Origin of the sequence: Azorhizobium sp. AG788 (assembly GCF_004364705.1) — a bacterium.
In the GTDB taxonomy this organism is placed as follows: domain Bacteria; phylum Pseudomonadota; class Alphaproteobacteria; order Rhizobiales; family Xanthobacteraceae; genus Azorhizobium; species Azorhizobium caulinodans.
Genome location: NZ_SOBM01000004.1, coordinates 466,183 through 482,358 on the forward strand (window position 1 = coordinate 466,183; position 16,176 = coordinate 482,358).

General features: G+C 68.6%; 14 protein-coding genes and 1 riboswitch. Of the genes, 3 read left to right on the plus strand and 11 right to left on the minus strand.

What is annotated here, in order from left to right:
* Positions 1 to 33: 33 nt before the first annotated feature.
* Positions 34 to 699 (minus strand): cytochrome b/b6 domain-containing protein, encoded by a 666-nt coding sequence (locus DFO45_RS12895; protein ID WP_133865167.1) that lies wholly within the window; start codon positions 697 to 699, stop codon positions 34 to 36.
* A 251-nt stretch (positions 700 to 950) separates the two neighbouring features.
* Between DFO45_RS12895 and DFO45_RS12900 the strand changes: the two genes are divergently transcribed.
* Positions 951 to 1,793, plus strand: coding sequence for a universal stress protein (locus tag DFO45_RS12900; protein WP_012170351.1), 843 nt, complete (start codon positions 951 to 953; stop codon positions 1,791 to 1,793).
* Here DFO45_RS12900 and DFO45_RS12905 read toward each other — a convergent pair.
* Together DFO45_RS12905 and DFO45_RS12910 are read right to left on the minus strand one after the other, a co-directional pair.
* The gene (locus DFO45_RS12905) at positions 1,787 to 4,336 is read right to left on the minus strand and encodes a cation-translocating P-type ATPase (protein ID WP_133865168.1); all 2,550 of its coding nucleotides are present in this window, start codon (positions 4,334 to 4,336) and stop codon (positions 1,787 to 1,789) included. The two genes, DFO45_RS12900 and DFO45_RS12905, sit on opposite strands and share 7 nt — an antisense overlap.
* A 107-nt stretch (positions 4,337 to 4,443) precedes the next feature.
* Positions 4,444 to 4,680, minus strand: coding sequence for an Lrp/AsnC ligand binding domain-containing protein (locus DFO45_RS12910; protein ID WP_043879143.1), 237 nt, complete (start codon positions 4,678 to 4,680; stop codon positions 4,444 to 4,446).
* Positions 4,681 to 4,900: 220 nt separating this feature from the next.
* Positions 4,901 to 5,006, plus strand: a riboswitch (TPP riboswitch).
* Positions 5,007 to 5,045: 39 nt separating this feature from the next.
* Between DFO45_RS12910 and thiD the strand changes: the two genes are divergently transcribed.
* Entirely contained in the window at positions 5,046 to 5,870 is an 825-nt protein-coding gene (gene thiD / locus DFO45_RS12915) for a bifunctional hydroxymethylpyrimidine kinase/phosphomethylpyrimidine kinase (RefSeq protein WP_133865169.1), read from the plus strand.
* Between the two features lie 81 nt (positions 5,871 to 5,951).
* A complete protein-coding gene (locus DFO45_RS12920) occupies positions 5,952 to 6,575 on the plus strand; it encodes a helix-turn-helix domain-containing protein (protein WP_133865170.1) in 624 nt (207 codons plus the stop codon).
* A gap of 54 nt (positions 6,576 to 6,629) precedes the next feature.
* Here DFO45_RS12920 and DFO45_RS12925 read toward each other — a convergent pair whose 3' ends face one another.
* The 8 genes from DFO45_RS12925 to DFO45_RS12960 all read right to left on the minus strand — a co-directional run bounded on the left by DFO45_RS12925 (position 6,630) and on the right by DFO45_RS12960 (position 16,057).
* Positions 6,630 to 9,311 carry a PepSY domain-containing protein gene (locus DFO45_RS12925; protein WP_133865171.1) on the minus strand — a complete coding sequence of 894 codons (2,682 nt, stop codon included), beginning with the start codon at positions 9,309 to 9,311 and terminating at the stop codon, positions 6,630 to 6,632.
* 267 nt (positions 9,312 to 9,578) lie between these two features.
* Positions 9,579 to 10,352, minus strand: a complete 774-nt coding sequence (locus DFO45_RS12930) for a ferredoxin--NADP reductase (RefSeq protein ID WP_043880197.1) — start codon at positions 10,350 to 10,352, stop codon at positions 9,579 to 9,581.
* A 141-nt stretch (positions 10,353 to 10,493) separates the two neighbouring features.
* A complete protein-coding gene (locus DFO45_RS12935) occupies positions 10,494 to 11,537 on the minus strand; it encodes an HAD family hydrolase (RefSeq protein ID WP_133865172.1) in 1,044 nt (347 codons plus the stop codon).
* 148 nt (positions 11,538 to 11,685) lie between these two features.
* Positions 11,686 to 12,561: a glucose-1-phosphate thymidylyltransferase RfbA gene (rfbA, locus tag DFO45_RS12940; RefSeq protein ID WP_012170359.1), complete on the minus strand. Its 876-nt coding sequence runs from the start codon at positions 12,559 to 12,561 to the stop codon at positions 11,686 to 11,688.
* On the minus strand, positions 12,558 to 13,451 hold the full coding sequence (rfbD, locus tag DFO45_RS12945; protein ID WP_348633841.1) for a dTDP-4-dehydrorhamnose reductase: 894 nt from the start codon (positions 13,449 to 13,451) through the stop codon (positions 12,558 to 12,560). Before rfbD ends, rfbA begins: the two co-directional genes overlap by 4 nt.
* Positions 13,451 to 14,506, minus strand: coding sequence for a dTDP-glucose 4,6-dehydratase (gene rfbB / locus DFO45_RS12950; protein ID WP_043880200.1), 1,056 nt, complete (start codon positions 14,504 to 14,506; stop codon positions 13,451 to 13,453). Before rfbB ends, rfbD begins: the two co-directional genes overlap by 1 nt.
* 10 nt (positions 14,507 to 14,516) lie before the next feature.
* On the minus strand, positions 14,517 to 15,074 hold the full coding sequence (gene rfbC, locus DFO45_RS12955) for a dTDP-4-dehydrorhamnose 3,5-epimerase (RefSeq protein ID WP_133865173.1): 558 nt from the start codon (positions 15,072 to 15,074) through the stop codon (positions 14,517 to 14,519).
* A 194-nt stretch (positions 15,075 to 15,268) separates the two neighbouring features.
* Complete coding sequence (locus DFO45_RS12960; RefSeq protein WP_133865174.1) at positions 15,269 to 16,057, minus strand: DUF296 domain-containing protein; 789 nt, start codon at positions 16,055 to 16,057, stop codon at positions 15,269 to 15,271.
* Between the last annotated feature and the right edge of the window lie 119 nt (positions 16,058 to 16,176).

Consider the following 16,176-nt stretch of genomic DNA (forward strand, 5'->3'; position numbering starts at 1 on the left):
CGCCTTTCGGGGGCGGCCCTTTTCGTTTGGGCCTCAGCCGAGGGTCGAGATGAACCAGGCGATGCCCGCCGCCACCGCGAACAGGACGACCGCGAGCCCGGCATTGGCCATGCGCGGCGCGGGCATGCTCTCCGGCAGGCGCTTCCAGCCCGTCACCATGGGTCGCACCAGATCGTGGCGCTTCACCAGCGCATAGGCCATCACGGCCAGGACGTGCAGGATCACCGCGATCAGGATCAGGTTGAAATTGAGCTCGTGTAGGCCCGTGAGACGGTCGCTCATGGCGGAGCCCACGTATTTCGCCAGCGGGCCTTCCGAGAAGACCTGATCGTTCGAGAACAGGCCCGTGCCCACCTGGATGAGCAGCAGCGCCAGCAGGCCCAGCACCATCCAGCCGCCGGCGGCGTTGTGGCCGATCTCGGTGTCCGGCTCGCGGCGGGTGAAGTGGGCGAGGTGCTGGATGGCCTTCAGCGGGTTCTGGAGGAAGCGCGAGAAGCGCGCCGTGTCGCTGCCCACGAACCCCCAGGCCAGACGGAACAGCAGCAAAGCGATGATCGCGTAGCCGGTGCGGAAGTGCCAGTCGATCAGGCCGAACTCGGCCGTCAGGTAGGCGGCGGCGATCAGCAGGACCAGCGACCAGTGGAACAGGCGCGTGGGCGCGTCCCAGACCGTGACCTTGCGCAGCGGCGTGCTCGACATCAGAACCCCTCTCGTTTCGAGACCGTCTCTTGCGTATCCCTCTCGCGCCGCCAAGCGACAAAAGCGTGAATTTCACGGCCTTTGGCGCGCGCACGCGGAAATGATCGGCGGCGGGCATTGCCCTTGTCCCATATCAAGGGAGGCGACGTTACGTCATCTAGAGTGCGGTCGATACCACGGCGCGGAAAGCGGAACCGTGGGTCCATCGATCCGGCTCCCAGGTCGAGGCAAATCCCGAGCGGAGGCGCGCCATGCTCTACAATCTCAAGAACATTTTCACCGCCCTGTGCTGCTCCACCGAGGAGACGGAAACATCCAGCGCGCTGGCCTATGCCCTGTCGCTGGCGCAGGAGGCGGGCGCGCGGCTGACCGTCCAGGCGTCGGCGCAGAAGCTGTCGCTCCCTCACACCCGCGTCAGTTCCACCATCGGCGGCCTCGTGGCGGCGGAGAACGAGCGTCTGGCGCAACTCGCCGGAAAGCTTGCGGACGATGCCCGCGCCGCCGCTGAGCTCGGCGGCGTGGCGGTGCGCACCGAAGTGCCCCTGCTGCCGCACCTCGAACTGGTGGAGCGCTTCGTGGCCGAGGCCCGTGTCCATGACCTGACCGTCGTGGATGCGGAGAGCAGCGCCCTGTCGCCGGACCGCGCCCTCATCGAGGCGGCGCTGTTCCAGTCCGGCCGCCCGCTGCTGATCGTGCCGGAGGGCCACCCCGTGTTCCGCGGCCGCCGTATCCTCGTGGCCTGGGACGGCAGCGCGCGGGTGGCGCGGGCGGTCAACGAGGCCCTGCCGCTGCTGCGGGCCGCCGCCATGGTGGAGGTCCTCTCCATCATCGGCGAGAAGGATCTGTCCAAGGCCGTCCCCGGCGCGGGCATCGCCCCCCACCTGTCCGCCCATGGCGTCACCTTCGAACTGAAGGAGATCGCCGCGCCGGATGGCGATGCGGGCGAGGCGCTGCGCCTGCACGCGGTGGCGAGTGGCGCCGATCTGATCGTGATGGGCGCCTATGCCCATTCCTGGCTGCGGCAGATCACTTTCGGAGGCGTCACGCAGTCGCTGCTGCGCGCCGCCCCGCTGCCGCTGTTCCTGTCCTACTGAGGAGCCGGCCCCAGGCGGCGGACGATGCCCGTCCAGCCGCCTGCGAGCGCCGCAACGGCAAGCACCAGCAGGCACTGGCCGGCCGTCGGCCGCACGAGGCGGAAGATGTCCGTCAGCGTGGGGATCAGCAGGATCGCCGCGAGGACGCTGGCTGCGAGGGCGCCGATGATCCAGAACGCGGCCCGCCGAAGATCGAAGAATGCGGTGTCGGCCTCCGCCGATTCGGCGAAGGCGAGCACGAGATTTCCCAGCAGCAGCGCGCAGAAGGCGAGGGTGCGGGCTTCGCGTTCCGGGTGGCCGGCGTAGGACGACCACAGATAAAGTCCCAGCACCGCCGCCAGCAGCACCCCGCCCTGAAGACAGCCGAAGGCGATCTGCCGCAGGCCGAACAGCGTTTCTGAGGCGGGACGCGGCGGGCGTTCCATGGCGTGCCGCTCGCTGGGCTCGCTTTCGAAGACGAGGGCCGAGAGCGGGTCCACCACCAGTTCCAGCAGCACCACATGCACCGGATAGAGCAGGGGCGGCAGCCCCAGCAGCACCGGCAGCAGTGCGAGGCCGGCGATAGGGATGTGGATGGCGGTTACGTAAGTGAGCGCCTTGCGCAGGTTGGCGAAGATGCGCCGCCCGAGCCGGATCCCGGACAGGATCGAGACGAAGCGATCGTCCAGCAGCACGAGGTCCGCCGCCTCGCGCGCGACATCGGTGCCGCGCTGGCCCATGGCGATGCCGATATGGGCGGCCTCCAGTGCGGGCGCATCGTTGACCCCGTCTCCGGTCATCGCCACCACCGCCCCACCGGCCTTAAATGCTTCGATGATGGCGAGCTTCTGTTCGGGCATGATGCGGGCGAACACGTGCACGCCCTGCACCCGCTGCGGGAGGGCGTCTTGCGGGAGCGCGGCAAGTTCAGGGCCGGTCAGGGCGCCTGCCTCGCTTTCGATCCCGGCCTGCCGGGCAATGGCGAGCGCGGTTGTAGGATAGTCGCCGGTGATCATCACCACCGAGATGCCGGCGCGGCGGGCCTCCGCAATGGCGCCGGGAACATCCGGACGCACCGGATCCGCGAAGGCGATCAGGCCGCCAAAGGCGAAGGGCCGGTCCTCGGGCGCCTCCGAAGCGTCCTGTGCCGCCCGGCTCGCCACCGCCAGCACCCGCAGCCCCTGCGCCGCCAGGCCGGAGACGTCGCGGTCGAGATCGGCGTGCTCGCCCGGGGTGAGCCCGCACAGATGTGCGATCGCCTCCGGCGCGCCCTTGGCGGCGAACAGGAGCCCGTCCGGCAGATGCCAGAGCTGGAGGAAAGCGAGACGGTCAGGCTGCAAGGGAAAGGTGGACAGGAGCGCCAGCGTCTCGTCTTCCGGCGCCGGAACCGCCGCATGCACGGCGCGGTCCATGGGATCGACGGGCTGGGGGGCGCTGGCAAGGCGTGCAAGGCGCAGCAGATCGCCCGCCGCGCCGGCAGGCGGGCCTGCGGGCGCGACCGGGACCGTTCGCCCGGCGACCTGCGCCGCGACGAGCGCCATGCGGTTCTCCGTCAGCGTCCCGGTCTTGTCGGTGCACAGGATGGTTGCGGCCCCCAGCGTCTCGATGACCGCGCTCCGCCGCACCAGCACCTTCTGCCGGGCCAGCCGGAAGGCCCCGAGCGCGAGGAAGATGGCGAGCACCATCGGGAATTCCTCGGGAACCAGCGCGATGGAGAGCGTGATCCCGGCAAGCGCACCCTCGATCCAGTCGTGCCGCAGCAGGCCGTAGACCAGCGTGACGAGACCACAGAAGCCGATGGCGAGGAGGCCGAGCTTGCCGATGAGGCGGCTCATGGTCTGCTGGAGCGGCGTGGCTGCGGTCTCGATGGTGGCGAGGGAGGCACCGATGCGCCCGAGACGGGTGTCGGCTCCGGTGCGCACCACCTGCACCACGCCCTGTCCGCGGACGTTGAGGGTGCCGGCGAAGATGGCGCAACTGTCCTCGCCGCCCGGCGCGCGGCTGAGCGCCTCGGCCATGCCGTCCGCGGCGACACGCTTCATGACGGGCACGGATTCCCCCGTGAGGGCGGATTCGTCCACGGTGAGGGCATCGCCAGCCACCACGGCCCCGTCAGCCGGTACGCGGTCGCCTTCGCCGATCAGCAGAAGGTCTCCGGGCACGATCTCGCGGGCCGGGATCCGCAGGTGGTCGCCGTCGCGGAGGACGCGTGCCACCGGCTCGGCCAGCGCCCGGAGCGCAGCGAGGGCGCGTTCGCTGCGGGCTTCCTGGAGGACCACGAGGCCGATGGAGACCAGCGCACCGGCGCTGAGAAGCAGGCCCTCGCCGATGTCGCCGAGGAGGAGATAAAGCCCCGCGGCGAGCAGCAGCAGCAGGAAGAGCGGCTCGCGCAGGGTTCCGCCGATGATAACGGCGAAGGAACGCGTCCGGCTCCGCTGGAGCGCATTCGGCCCGTGGCGCACGAGACGCTGGCGCGCCTCCTCGGCGGACAGTCCGGTCGGCGGAGTGGCCGCGGGGGGAGGCTGCGGCACGGAGGCAGCGGGAGAACGGGTGGCGAGCGGCATCGGGGACCTGTCTGGTCTCGGCACCGTCACCCTTGCCCTCGGGCGCACCGGGTGCCTTGATCCGACGCAACGCATGATGACGCTGCGTCGGAAGGCGGATCGGCTGCTCAGAACGCCTTGAAGGTGATGATGGTGCGGGTGTCCTGGATGCCCGGCAGCTTCTGCACCTTCTCGTTCACGAAGTGCCCGATGTCGGTGGCGTCGGGCACGTAGAACTTCACCAGCAGGTCAAAATCCCCGGCGGTGGAATAGATCTCCGAGGCGATCTCGGCATCGGCGAGGGCGTTCGCCACTTCATAGGACTTGCCGAGCTGGCACTTGATCTGAACGAAGAAGGGGGTCACCGCGAACTCCTCAGGGCATTTCAGGCGAAGCGGCGCGCGTGAAGAAAATGCAGCCGGCCATGGGCGGGAGCCTTGCCGCGATTCGCCTGACGGCGGAAAGCCCCGCGCGCCAGCGGGCTCCGTCCGGCGCCGGCACACGTTGGACAAAAGCCTCGCCCCTGACAAGGGACAGCCGCCGCCTCCCACCTTGAAGCGGCGGGAGGCGGCAGCTACATCTTCTTCCATCTCGTCGGGGTGCCGTCCGTCACGGGCGGCTGAGAGGCCAACGCCAACCCGCGAACCTGATCCGGATCATGCCGGCGGAGGGAACCGAGACTGCGGCGCGCTTGCGTCCGCGCTCCCCGTCCGTGGAAGCGAGGCGCCAGATGAGCCAGAAGTCTCCCCCCATCGCCGTAACCATCGCCGGCTCGGATTCCAGCGGCGGCGCCGGCATCCAGGCGGACCTCAAGACCTTCTCCGCCCTCGGCGTCTACGGGGCGAGCGTCATCACCGCCCTGACCGCGCAGAATACGCTCGGCGTCACCGCCATCCACGACGCGCCGCCCGATTTCATCACCGCCCAGATGGACGCCGTCTTCTCCGACCTCAAGGTCGCGGCGGTGAAGATCGGCATGCTCTCGCGCCCCGCCACCATCGCGGCGGTGGCGGATGCGCTTGAACGGCTCGGGGCGCGCAACATCGTGCTGGATCCGGTCATGGTCGCCGCCTCCGGTGCCCGCCTGCTGGAAGACGCGGCCATCGCCACCCTCAAGACGCGCCTGCTACCGCTCGCCGACGTGGTGACCCCCAATCTGCCGGAAGCGGCCGCTCTGCTGAACGCGCCGGTCGCAGCGGACGAGGCCGCCATGCGGACGCAGGGCGAGGCTCTGCTGGCACTGGGCGCCAAGGCGGTGCTCATGAAGGGCGGGCATGGCGAGGGCGCGGAAAGCGTCGATCTTCTGGTGACGCGCGACGCCGTTCTGCGCCTGCCGGCGCCGCGCCACGCCACGCGCAACACCCATGGCACCGGCTGCACCCTCTCCTCGGCCATTGCGTCGGGCCTCGCGCGCGGGCTGACGCTCGCCGAGGCCGTGCGGGCGGCCAAGACCTATATCACCGGTGCCATTGCCGCCGCCGATCAACTGGAGGTGGGGCAGGGGCATGGTCCCGTCCACCACTTCCATGCCCTGTGGGGGCAGGCGGGGCTCTAAGGGCCGCTTTTGCTTGCTCCGTGCCGCTCCTTGCCGCTATCGTCCGAGGAAACGGACGAGTGTTCGGTAAAAGGGAGCGTCATGGCGCAGCGCGAGAAACCCCCGGAGCGGGGCAGCGGATTGGAACCGGGCGCCCATGCGATCACGGGCCAGCTTGGCAAGACCATCCAGCGGCTGCGGAAGGCCTATAATCTCTCGCTGTCGGACCTCGCCGAACAGTCGGGCGTGGCCAAGTCCATCATCAGCCAGATCGAGCGCAACGAGACCAATCCGACGCTCGCCACGGTCTGGCGCCTGTCGCAGGCGCTGGATGTGACGGTGGAGCGGGTGCTGGCCTCCTCCGACGAGGCGCCCTTCGTCGAGAAGCTGACCCGCGCCGACACGCCCATGCTCCAGTCGGAGGACGGCCTGTGCCGCCTCGCCATCATCGGCTGGATCAAGACGGTGGAGTGGCTGCAATATTACGACTTCCACGCTGAGCCCGGCGGCGTCCTCGATTCCGAGGGGCATCAGCTCGGGTCCATCGAGTGCCTCTCCGTGCTGGAGGGCGAGCTTGAGGTGGAAGTGGGCGGCGTCATCGAGACCGCCAAAGCCGGTGAGACGCTGCGCTATCGCTGCGACCGCCAGCACGTCATCCGCAATGTCGGCAGTGTGCCGGCGCATGCGCTGATGGTCTGCCTGCTCAAGGCTGCCGTGCTCGACTGAGCGGCCCGATGGCGGCGCGGGCGCCGCCATCGCGTTCTTCCGGGTCCATTCGGATCAGTACACGTCCCGCCGGTAACGGCCGTCCTGCGCGATGGCTTCCAGCGCATCGGCCCCGAGGATGTCGGTCAGCGCCTGATGCACCGCCGGCGCCATCCCCTTGAGGCTCCCGCAGACGTAGATGGCCGCGCCCTCGGCGACCCACGCCTTCACGCGGTCGGCCTCGCGCTTCAGCACATCCTGCACATAGAGCTTCTCCGCATCGCGCGAGAAGGCGGTGTCCAGCCGCTCCAGCGCGCCCGAAGCCGTCCAGCCGGCCAGCTCCTCGCGGAAATAGAAGTCCTTGTCCGCATTGCGCTCGCCGAAGATCAGCCAGTTGCGGTCCTGCCCCGCGTGAATGCGGGCTTTGAGCAGGCTACGCAGGCCGGCAAGACCGGTGCCGTTGCCGATGAGGATCAGCGGGCGCCCGTCCGACGGGGCATGGAAGCCGGAGTTCGGACGGATGCGCAGCGCCACCGTGCCGCCGATGGGTGCGTGGACCGTGAGCCAGCCGGAGCCGAGGCCATAGCCCTCCGGCGTGCGCGCCTGCCGCACGACGAGTTCCAGCCGTCCGTCCTGCGGGATGGAGGCCATGGAATATTCGCGGTGCGGCAACGGCTTCAGCCGTTCGGTGAAGTCCTGCGGCTGCCAGCCCGCGGCCTCCGCGGGAGCGGGCAGGTGGCGGCGGGCGAGGACCTGCCGCAGTTCCCCGTGGCTCTCCGCCACCGCAAGCTCCGCCGGCGCCGCCTTCTCCCAGGCGGCGAAGAAGGCATCGAGCGTGGCGGGTGCGTTCTCCGGCCCCACCTCGGCGACGTCGCCCGCACTCCAGTCGAGATCGGCGCCGTCGGCAGGCTCCAGCACCACATGGAAGGTGGGCAGGCCGACGCTGCCGGGATTGAGCTCCCGCCGCGAGACGAGCCGCCAACTGCGATAGGCCGGCGCGGTCCAGTCCGCCTCTACGGAGGTTCCCGTCAGCGCGCCGAGTTCGGCCTGCCAGTGGCGCAGCGCGGCCGCGTCCTCATGGTCCGCCTCCACGCGGTCGAACAGCGGCGTGGCGCCGCTGGTGCGCAGCCAGACATCGAGATCGCGGCCGAAGCCGCAGAAATGGGCATAGCTGCGTTCGCCCAGCGCCAGCACACCGTATGTGATCCCCGCCAGCGCTGCCGGCCCGGCCTGCATCAGCTTGGCGAAGGGGCGGGCGCTGTCCGGCGCCTCGCCCTCGCCGAAGGTGGAAACCACGAACAGCACCTGCCGCGCGGCAACCAGATCCTGCGGCCGCAACGTGCCAAGGGGAGTGACCCGCACCGGGCGGCCGGCGGCCTTCAGGAGGCCGGCGCTCTGCCACGCGAGGCGCTCGGCGGTGCCGCTCTGGCTGGCGAAGGCGATGAGGACGGGCGCGGCATCGGAGGTGACGCCGTCCGAAAGGGCCGCCGCCTGCCGGGCGACCTCCTTCTTCTTGCGGCGCCGGTCGAGATAGAGGAGCCAGCCGGTGATGGTGAACAGCGGCATGAGCAGACTGGCGATCATCATCAGGATGAGGCCCGGCATGCCGAAGAAGCTGCCCGCATGGAGGGGAAAGATGCTGCCCGCCAGCTTCAGGTTTAGTGGCAGGTCGGAATAGCGCTTGTGCTCCCGCACCTTGCCGCTCGCATCCAGCACGAGGGTGTTGCTGGCCCGCTCATGGTCCGCATTGAGCGGGATGTATTGGATGCTCAGGCTGGCGCCCTGCACCGGCAGGCGAAGCGAGGCCTGCGTGAAGCCGCCGCTTTCCTTCACGAACACCGGCCACAGCGTCGCGAGGTCCGCGCGTCCGCCGCCCTGTCCGCCTTGACCGCCCGCGCCTCCGGGGCCCCGCTGTCCGCGCTCTCCGCCGGGTTGGCCATTCTGTCCGCGCGCGCCCGCTTCGCCGGCCGGTGGCGTTCCGGTCTGGCCGGCCTGCGGTGGCGCACCCTGCGCGCCATTCGCCGCCTGCTGGCCCTGAGCCTGCTGCGGCGGGGCGCCGCCGGGTCCACGCTGGGCCGGCCGCGGGGCGCCCAGCACGTCGTAATAGGCGTTGCGATACCAATCGTACGACCACGTGAGGCCGGTGAGCGCCGCCAGGAGATAGAAGGGCAGAACCCAGGTGCCGACGATGGAATGCAGTTCCCAGAACAGGGAGCGGCCGCGCCGGCTGAAATCGATGAAGACCCACGTCTTCAGCGAGGTCCAGTTGCGCGGCCAGCGTAGATAGAGGCCGCTGAGCGCGAAGAAGATGAGGATGGCGGTGGAGGCCCCGACGATCTGCTTGCCCACCTCGCCCGCCGCCAGCCAGCGGTGGATGAACATGATGGTGAACATGGCATCCTCGCCCCGCGGCCGGGGCAGGAGCTTGCCGTCATAGGGATTCACATAGAGGAATTCGCCGCGCCGCTCTCCGGGCGGGGGCGCGAACATCACGCGGGCGGAGCGCTCGGGATCGCCGTAGACGGTGAGGCTCGTGACCGTCTTGTCCGGGGCCTGCGCCCGGATGCGCTGAATGAGCGCGTCCGGGGCGAGCGGCGCCGTTTCGGCCTTGCCGACGGTGAGGATGCCGGGGTTCAGAGCGACGAGGATCTCTCTCTCGAAGGAGAGCATGCCGCCGGTCACGCCCACCACCGCCAGCACGATGCCGGCCGTGATGCCGAAGAACCAATGCAGCTGAAACAGAACCCACTTCACCATCGGCGTCACGCCCCTCGACCTTGCGTGACTTGAACCCTGCCGTAACGGGAATCCTGCGGTGCTGGCGCAAAAAAGAATGCAGCGGCAGAAGGGATGCGGCGACGTGCTCAAGAACACCGCACAGGCATAGCAACGGGGAAAACACAGCTCAACGAGCCGGCCGATCAATGGAATAGTTATAAGTAAAAACAGGAGCGCCGCGCCCGGTAAAATCTCCGGCGCGGCGCTTTCCTTTTCGAGCCATCCTGCCTGCCGACGGATGCGGGGTCAGCGCTCCACGAACGCCTTCTCGATCACGTATTCCGCCGGGCTCGACTGGCTGCCCTCGTTGAAGCCGCGCGCTTCGAGCTGCTCCACCACATCCTTCAGCATCTGCGGGCTGCCGCAGAGCATCAGGCGGTCCTCGGCGGGGTTCAGGACGGGCACACCGATGTCCGTGAACAGCTTGCCGCTCTCGATGAGGGCCGTGATGCGCCCCTGATTGCGGAAGGGCTCGCGGGTCACGGTGGGGTAGTAGATCAGCTTCTCGCGGACCTGCTCGCCGATATATTCGTCGTTCGGCAGGTCCTTGGTCAGGAAGTCGTCATAGGCGAGTTCCGCCACCGTGCGGCAGCCGTGGATGAGGATGATCTGCTCGAAGCGCTCGTAGGCGTCCGGATCCTTCACAACGGAGAGGAAGGGCGCGAGACCCGTTCCGGTGGAGAGCAGATAGAGCCGCTTGCCGGGGGTGAGATTGTCCTGGATCAGCGTGCCCGTCGCCTTGCGGCCGACGAGGATCTTGTCGCCGGGCTTGAGATGCTGGAGGCGGGAGGTGAGGGGGCCGTTCTGCACCTTGATGGAGAAGAACTGGAGGTCCTCCTCATAGTTGGCGCTGGCCAGCGAATAGGCCCGCAGCAGCGGCTTGCCCTCCACCATCAGGCCGATCATCACGAACTGGCCGTTGAGGAAGCGGAAGCCCGGATCGCGGGTGGTGGTGAAGGTGAAGAGGTTGTCCGTCCAGTGGTGGACGCTCTTGACCGTCTCTTCGTTGAGATTGCTCATGAAACCCACTCGAACTGAAAGCCGGCCGGCGCGGGGCCGGTCTCCGTCTCGCGCACATCCAATCACGGTCGCGCACTGTGAAAGCTTTGCTTCCACTCTATAGCACGTATTTCCCGCGCTGCACTGCGGCGGCGCGTCTTTTTAACCGCTGCAAGGAGCGCCGGTCAGATGCGGCGCCACCAGGGCATCCAGATCGCCGCCCGTGAAGAGGAGGCCGCGCACACCCGCTGCCGCTCCGGCGGCGATATCGCTGTCCTTGTCGCCCACCATGAGGCTCATCTCGCGCACTGTGGGCCAGTGCGCCATGAGGTCGATCAACATGCCCGGCTCGGGTTTGCGCCAGCCAGTGGCGACGCGATAGCGCGGCTCCTCCGCCTCCGGATGGTCGGCGGCATAGCGGATGTCGTCCAGATGGGCGCCATGGGCGCGCAGCATCTCCTGGAGTGCCGCATTGCAGGCGATGGCATCGGCCTCCGCATAATAGCCGCGCCCGATGCCGGACTGGTTGGTGACGAGAAAGACGTTCCAGCCGAGATCGTTGGCCCGCTTCACCGCCTGCGCCGCGCCCGGCAACAGGACGAGCCGGGCGGGGTCGCTCACATAGCCATAATCCTCGTTCAGCGTGCCGTCGCGGTCGAGGAAGAGGGCGGGGCGCTCCGGACGCCCTGGGGTCGCCGCATGGCTGTCGCACACGGCAGCGGCCGGCAGCCGGAGACGGGCGACACCGGAGACGGTGCCGAGACGGGCCAATACGTCTCGTGGCGCATCCGCACCGGAGAGCGCGGGCAGGAGATCGCGGGCGAGGCCCGCGAGGCCCGCCGGCGCCGCGCCGTCGGGCCCCGCCACGATGGCCTGGGCGGGCGTTGCGAACAGATCGAGCCAGTTGGCCTGGATCACGCGGCCGGGATCGACCAGGAGGAAGCGGCGATCAAGCGGCAAAGCGGAGAGACCGCTCAGCCTGTCGAGCGCGTGGACGGCGATCCGCGCCAGATGGGGCAGGGGCGGCAGGGCCGCGATGATCGCATGGGCCCGTCCGGCGTGGTCCGGCGGCACAGGCACCAGAAGGCGGGTGAAGCCGAAGCGGGCGGCGTCGGTGAGGGCGCGGGCGAGGCCCGCGGCGTCCTCCCGGGCAAAGCCCCATGGGATCACCGCCTGCGTTGGCGGGGAAAACGCTCCGTCGCCCATGGCTCAGGCGCCCGGCTGCCGCGCCTGCGGCGATAGGAACGGTTCGCGGAGGATCGGGCCCACGGGCGGCTTCTTTCAGGCTGCCCCGGCGAAGGCCGCCGGGGGTGATCGTCAGGGTGCGGGCCGCGCCCGAGCCGGGCAGGCTCCGTCAGAGGAGGGCGCCGGAGGCGAGCTTGCCGAGATATTGGCCGTAGGTGGACTTCGCCTGCTCCTGCGCGAGCTTGGCCAGTTGCTCGCGGCTGATGAAGCCGGAGCGGAAGGCGATTTCCTCGGGCGAGGAAATACGCAGGCCCTGACGCTGCTCGAGGATCTGCACGAACTGTGCGGCTTCCACGAGCGAAGCCGGGGTGCCGGTGTCGAGCCAGGCAAAGCCCCGGCCCATGATGCTCACATTGAGCTCGCCGAGGTCGAGATAGGCCTTGTTCACGTCCGTGATCTCGATCTCGCCCCGCGGCGAGGGCGCGAGATTGGCGGCGATGTCCACGACGCGGTTGTCGTAGAAATAAAGGCCGGTCACCGCGAGGTTGGACTTGGGCTTCAGCGGCTTCTCTTCGAGGGAGAGCACCTTGCCGGTCTCGTCCATCTCCACGACGCCGTAGCGCTCGGGATCGGTGACGGGATAGCCGAAGACGGTCGCGCCGGTCTCGCGCGCCTGCGCGGTCTTGAGCAATTCCGGCAGACCGTGACCGAAGAACAGGTTGTCGCCCAGCACCAGCGCCACCCGGTCATTGCCGACGAACTCGCGGCCGACGATGAAGGCGTCCGCGAGACCGCGCGGAGAGGGCTGCACCGCATAGGAAATGTTCAGGCCGAACTGGCTGCCGTCCTTCAGCAGCTTCTGGAACAGCTCGCTGTCGTGCGGCGTGGTGATGATCAGGATGTCCCGGATGCCCGCCATCATCAGCGTGCAGAGGGGATAATAGATCATCGGCTTGTCGTAGACCGGCAGCAGCTGCTTGGACACGACGAGCGTGATGGGGTGGAGACGGGTGCCGGAACCTCCGGCGAGGATGATGCCTTTCACGATGCCTCCACGGGGCTCTTGGCGAGCAGCGTGTCCACCACCTCGACCGTGCGCTGCTGCCAGGGCGCGGCGCGGAAGTGGAATGTCCGCTCGAACAGGCTGGAATCAAGTTCGGAATTGGCCGGCCGTCGGGCCGGGGTGGGATACTCGGCGGTGGTGATGGCCGCCACCTCCGGCCTGCGGCCGGTGTAGGTCGCCGCCCGGTCGATGATCGCCTGCGCGAAGCCGTGCCACGTGGTGACGCCCGTGCCGCCCAGATGATAAGTGCCCCAGCGGGCACTCCCCGCCACGGCGGGCGCTGCCGCCGCGAGGATGCCCTCGGCGATGTCCCGGGTGGCGGTCGGACAGCCGCGCTGGTCGGCGACAATGGTCAGCCGGTCGCGGTCCTTGGCGAGCCGCAGCATCGTCTTGAGGAAATTGTTGCCATAGATGCCATAGACCCAGGCGGTGCGCAGGATGAGGTGCTTCTCGCCGGCGGCGCGGATGGCCGCCTCGCCCGCCGCCTTGGTGCGCCCGTAGACGCCGAGCGGCGCGAGCGGATCGCTCTCCACATAGGCGCCGATCTTGGTGCCGTCGAAGACGTAATCGGTCGAGATATGGATCAGCGGCACGCCCGCGCTGGCGCAGCGCTCGGCGATGAGGCCGGGCGCCACCGCATTCACCTTCGCGGCGAGATCCGGCTCGCTCTCGGCCTTGTCCACCGCCGTATAGGCGGCGGCATTCACCACCACGTCCGGCTTGTGGGCCTCGAGCGCCTTTGCCACCGCCACCGGATCGGTGATGTCGGTGGCGGCGCGGTTGAGCGCCGTGAGCGCAGGGCCCCGCTCGGCCGCAAGAGCCGTGAGTTCCCGGCCGAGCTGACCGTCGGCGCCGAGCAGGAGGACGCGCATCAGGAGGCGAGCCCCAGACGCTGGCCGGCATAGCGGTTGCGCAGCGGCTCCCACCAGGCGCGGTTGTCGAGATACCAGTGCACCGTCTTGCGCAGGCCCGTCTCGAAGGTCTCGCGCGCCTTCCAGCCGAGCTCGGTGGTGAGCTTGGTGGCATCGATGGCATAGCGCGCATCATGCCCCGGCCGGTCGGTCACGAAGGTAATGAGGTTTTCGCGCGGGCCGATCTTCGCGTCGGGGCGGATCTCGTCGAGGATAGCGCAGATGGTGCGCACCACGTCGATGTTCCGGCGCTCGTTGAGGCCGCCCACATTGTAGCTCTCGCCCGGCGTGCCGGTGGCGGCAATCAGGGCGAGGGCCTCCGCATGGTCTTCCACATAGAGCCAGTCGCGGATGTTCTCGCCCGTGCCATAGACCGGCAGCTTCAAGCCGTCGAGCGCGTTGAGGATGGTGAGCGGGATCAGCTTCTCGGGGAAATGGTACGGCCCGTAATTGTTCGAGCAGTTCGACATCACCGTCGGCAGGCCGTAGGTGTGGTGCCAGGCCCGCACCAGATGGTCTGACGCTGCCTTGGAGGCGGAATAGGGCGAATTGGGCTGATACGGCGTGTCCTCGCGGAACAGGCCCTCGGCCCCGAGGCTTCCGAACACCTCGTCGGTGGAGATGTGGTGGAAGCGGAAACCCTCCTGCGCGGCGCTGCCGAGCGTGCGCCAGTAGCGCAGCGCCTCCTGCAGCATCACGTAGGTGCCGTTGATGTTGGTGGTGATGAAGGCGCCCGGCCCGTCGATGGAGCGGTCCACATGGGACTCGGCGGCGAGGTGCATCACCGTGTCCGGCTTGAAGCCTTCCAGCGCGCCGCGCACCGCCTCGGCATCGCAGATGTCGGCCTGCACGAACTGATAGTTGGGATGATCCGCGACCGGGCCGACGGAGGCGAGATTGCCCGCATAGGTCAGCTTGTCGAAGTTGAGGACCGTGGCGCCGGTGGCGACGAGATGGCGCACCACGGCCGATCCGATGAAGCCGGCGCCGCCGGTGACGAGAACACGCTTGGCCATGTTGTCCACCTCAGGCGTAGATGAAGGGGCTGTCGAGATCCTTGAAACGCGGCAGGATCTCGTCCTTCTCGGAGACGAGCGCGTGCGACACGGGCCAGTCGATGGCCAGATCCGGGTCGTTCCAGATGATGCCGCCCTCGCTCGCCTTGGAATAGGCGCCGTCCACCTTGTAGAGCACGCGCACGTCGGGGGTTAGCGTGCAGAAGGCGTGGGCGAAGCCGTGCGGGATGAGGAGCTGCTCGCCCTTTTCCGCTGTCAGCGTCGCGCCGACCCATTTGCCGTAGGTGGGCGAGCCCTTCCGGATGTCCACCGCCACGTCATAGATGGCACCCGACACCACGCGCACCAGCTTGGCCTGGGAGAAGGGCGGGGCCTGGAAATGCAGGCCGCGGATGATGCCGGGGACGGTGGAGAGCGACTCGTTGTCCTGGATGAAGACGTGGTTCAGACCGGCGGCGTCGAGCGCGGACTTCTTGTAGGTCTCGCTGAAATACCCACGGGGATCTGCGAAGCGGGGCGGGGTGATAAGCACGACCTCGGGAATGTCGAGGCGGGTGATCGAAGTCATGTGGTCCAGCGTCTCCGCCAAATCGAGGACGACGGGTCAAGCCCGGCGCGGTTTGTCGATTACGGCCGTGTTTAGCGTCAAGCCGTCCATCTGTCTAAGCGATGTCGGGCAGGGGGCCTGCCGACGATGTCGCGCTCGTGCACCGGCTGATCGGCGTCCTTTCCGGCGTTTTGGCGGCAGCGGCCCTCCTGTCTTCAGGCGGCGTCCACCTCCAGCGCGAATTCGCAGGTGATGCACACGGGGTTGCGTCCCTGCGCCAGCCAGCCCTCCCGCAGCGTGCCACTGAGGCCGACGATGGCGATCTTCAGCCGCGTCCGCAGGTCGCCCGTCTCGTCGGGAGCGACCGTGCCATCGAGGACAAGGAATTCCGTCGCATAGTCCGCAAGGACCGGCCCGTCCTCGAACTCCGCCCCGATGATGCTCCCGAGGCTGCCTCGCACCCGCGCCCGGCTCACGCCGTGGGCGCGGCAGACGTCGGCGAGCGCCGCGCCGATTTCCACGTTCGGCCGCAGCCGGGCGAGGATGAGGCGGCGGCCGCTCTCGGGTGCGGGGGCGTCGCTCTCCGGCGTGAACAGGGTGAAATTGGTCTCCGCGTCGGGCCGAGCGGCGATGCGCGCCGTGCGCGAGCCGAAGGCGCGGGCAGTGATGGGGCGGGAGACCTGCGTTTCCAGCGGCAGGATATGGCCGCCGCCGCGCACGCCATCCGCCATCCGCCATGTGGCATGGCAATGGGTGAAGGGGCCCCCATCGCGAAATCCGAAGGTGATGTTGGCCTGCTCGATCCGCGCCTCGCCGTCCGGCGAATGGGTCTGGCTGTACCAGGCGGCATGGGTTTCGTCCGGCGCCGGCGCGGGCATCACGAAATGGAAGGGCGCAAGCCAGCCGTCCGTGAAGCACACGCTGCCGCCGGTCCATCCGGCGGCCAGCAAGGGCCGCGCGATGGCCTCGTTGAGGCTGAGACCGGGTTCGAGGGTGATGTCCATTTCTTCAAGACCGGTGCACACGCTCTCAAAGCGGCGCGCGGCAGCCGGTCCCGGCTGTTTCAGGGCCCTCAGCGACACAGGCGGTTCCTCACGACGTTCTTGTTCTTTGGACACTCTTG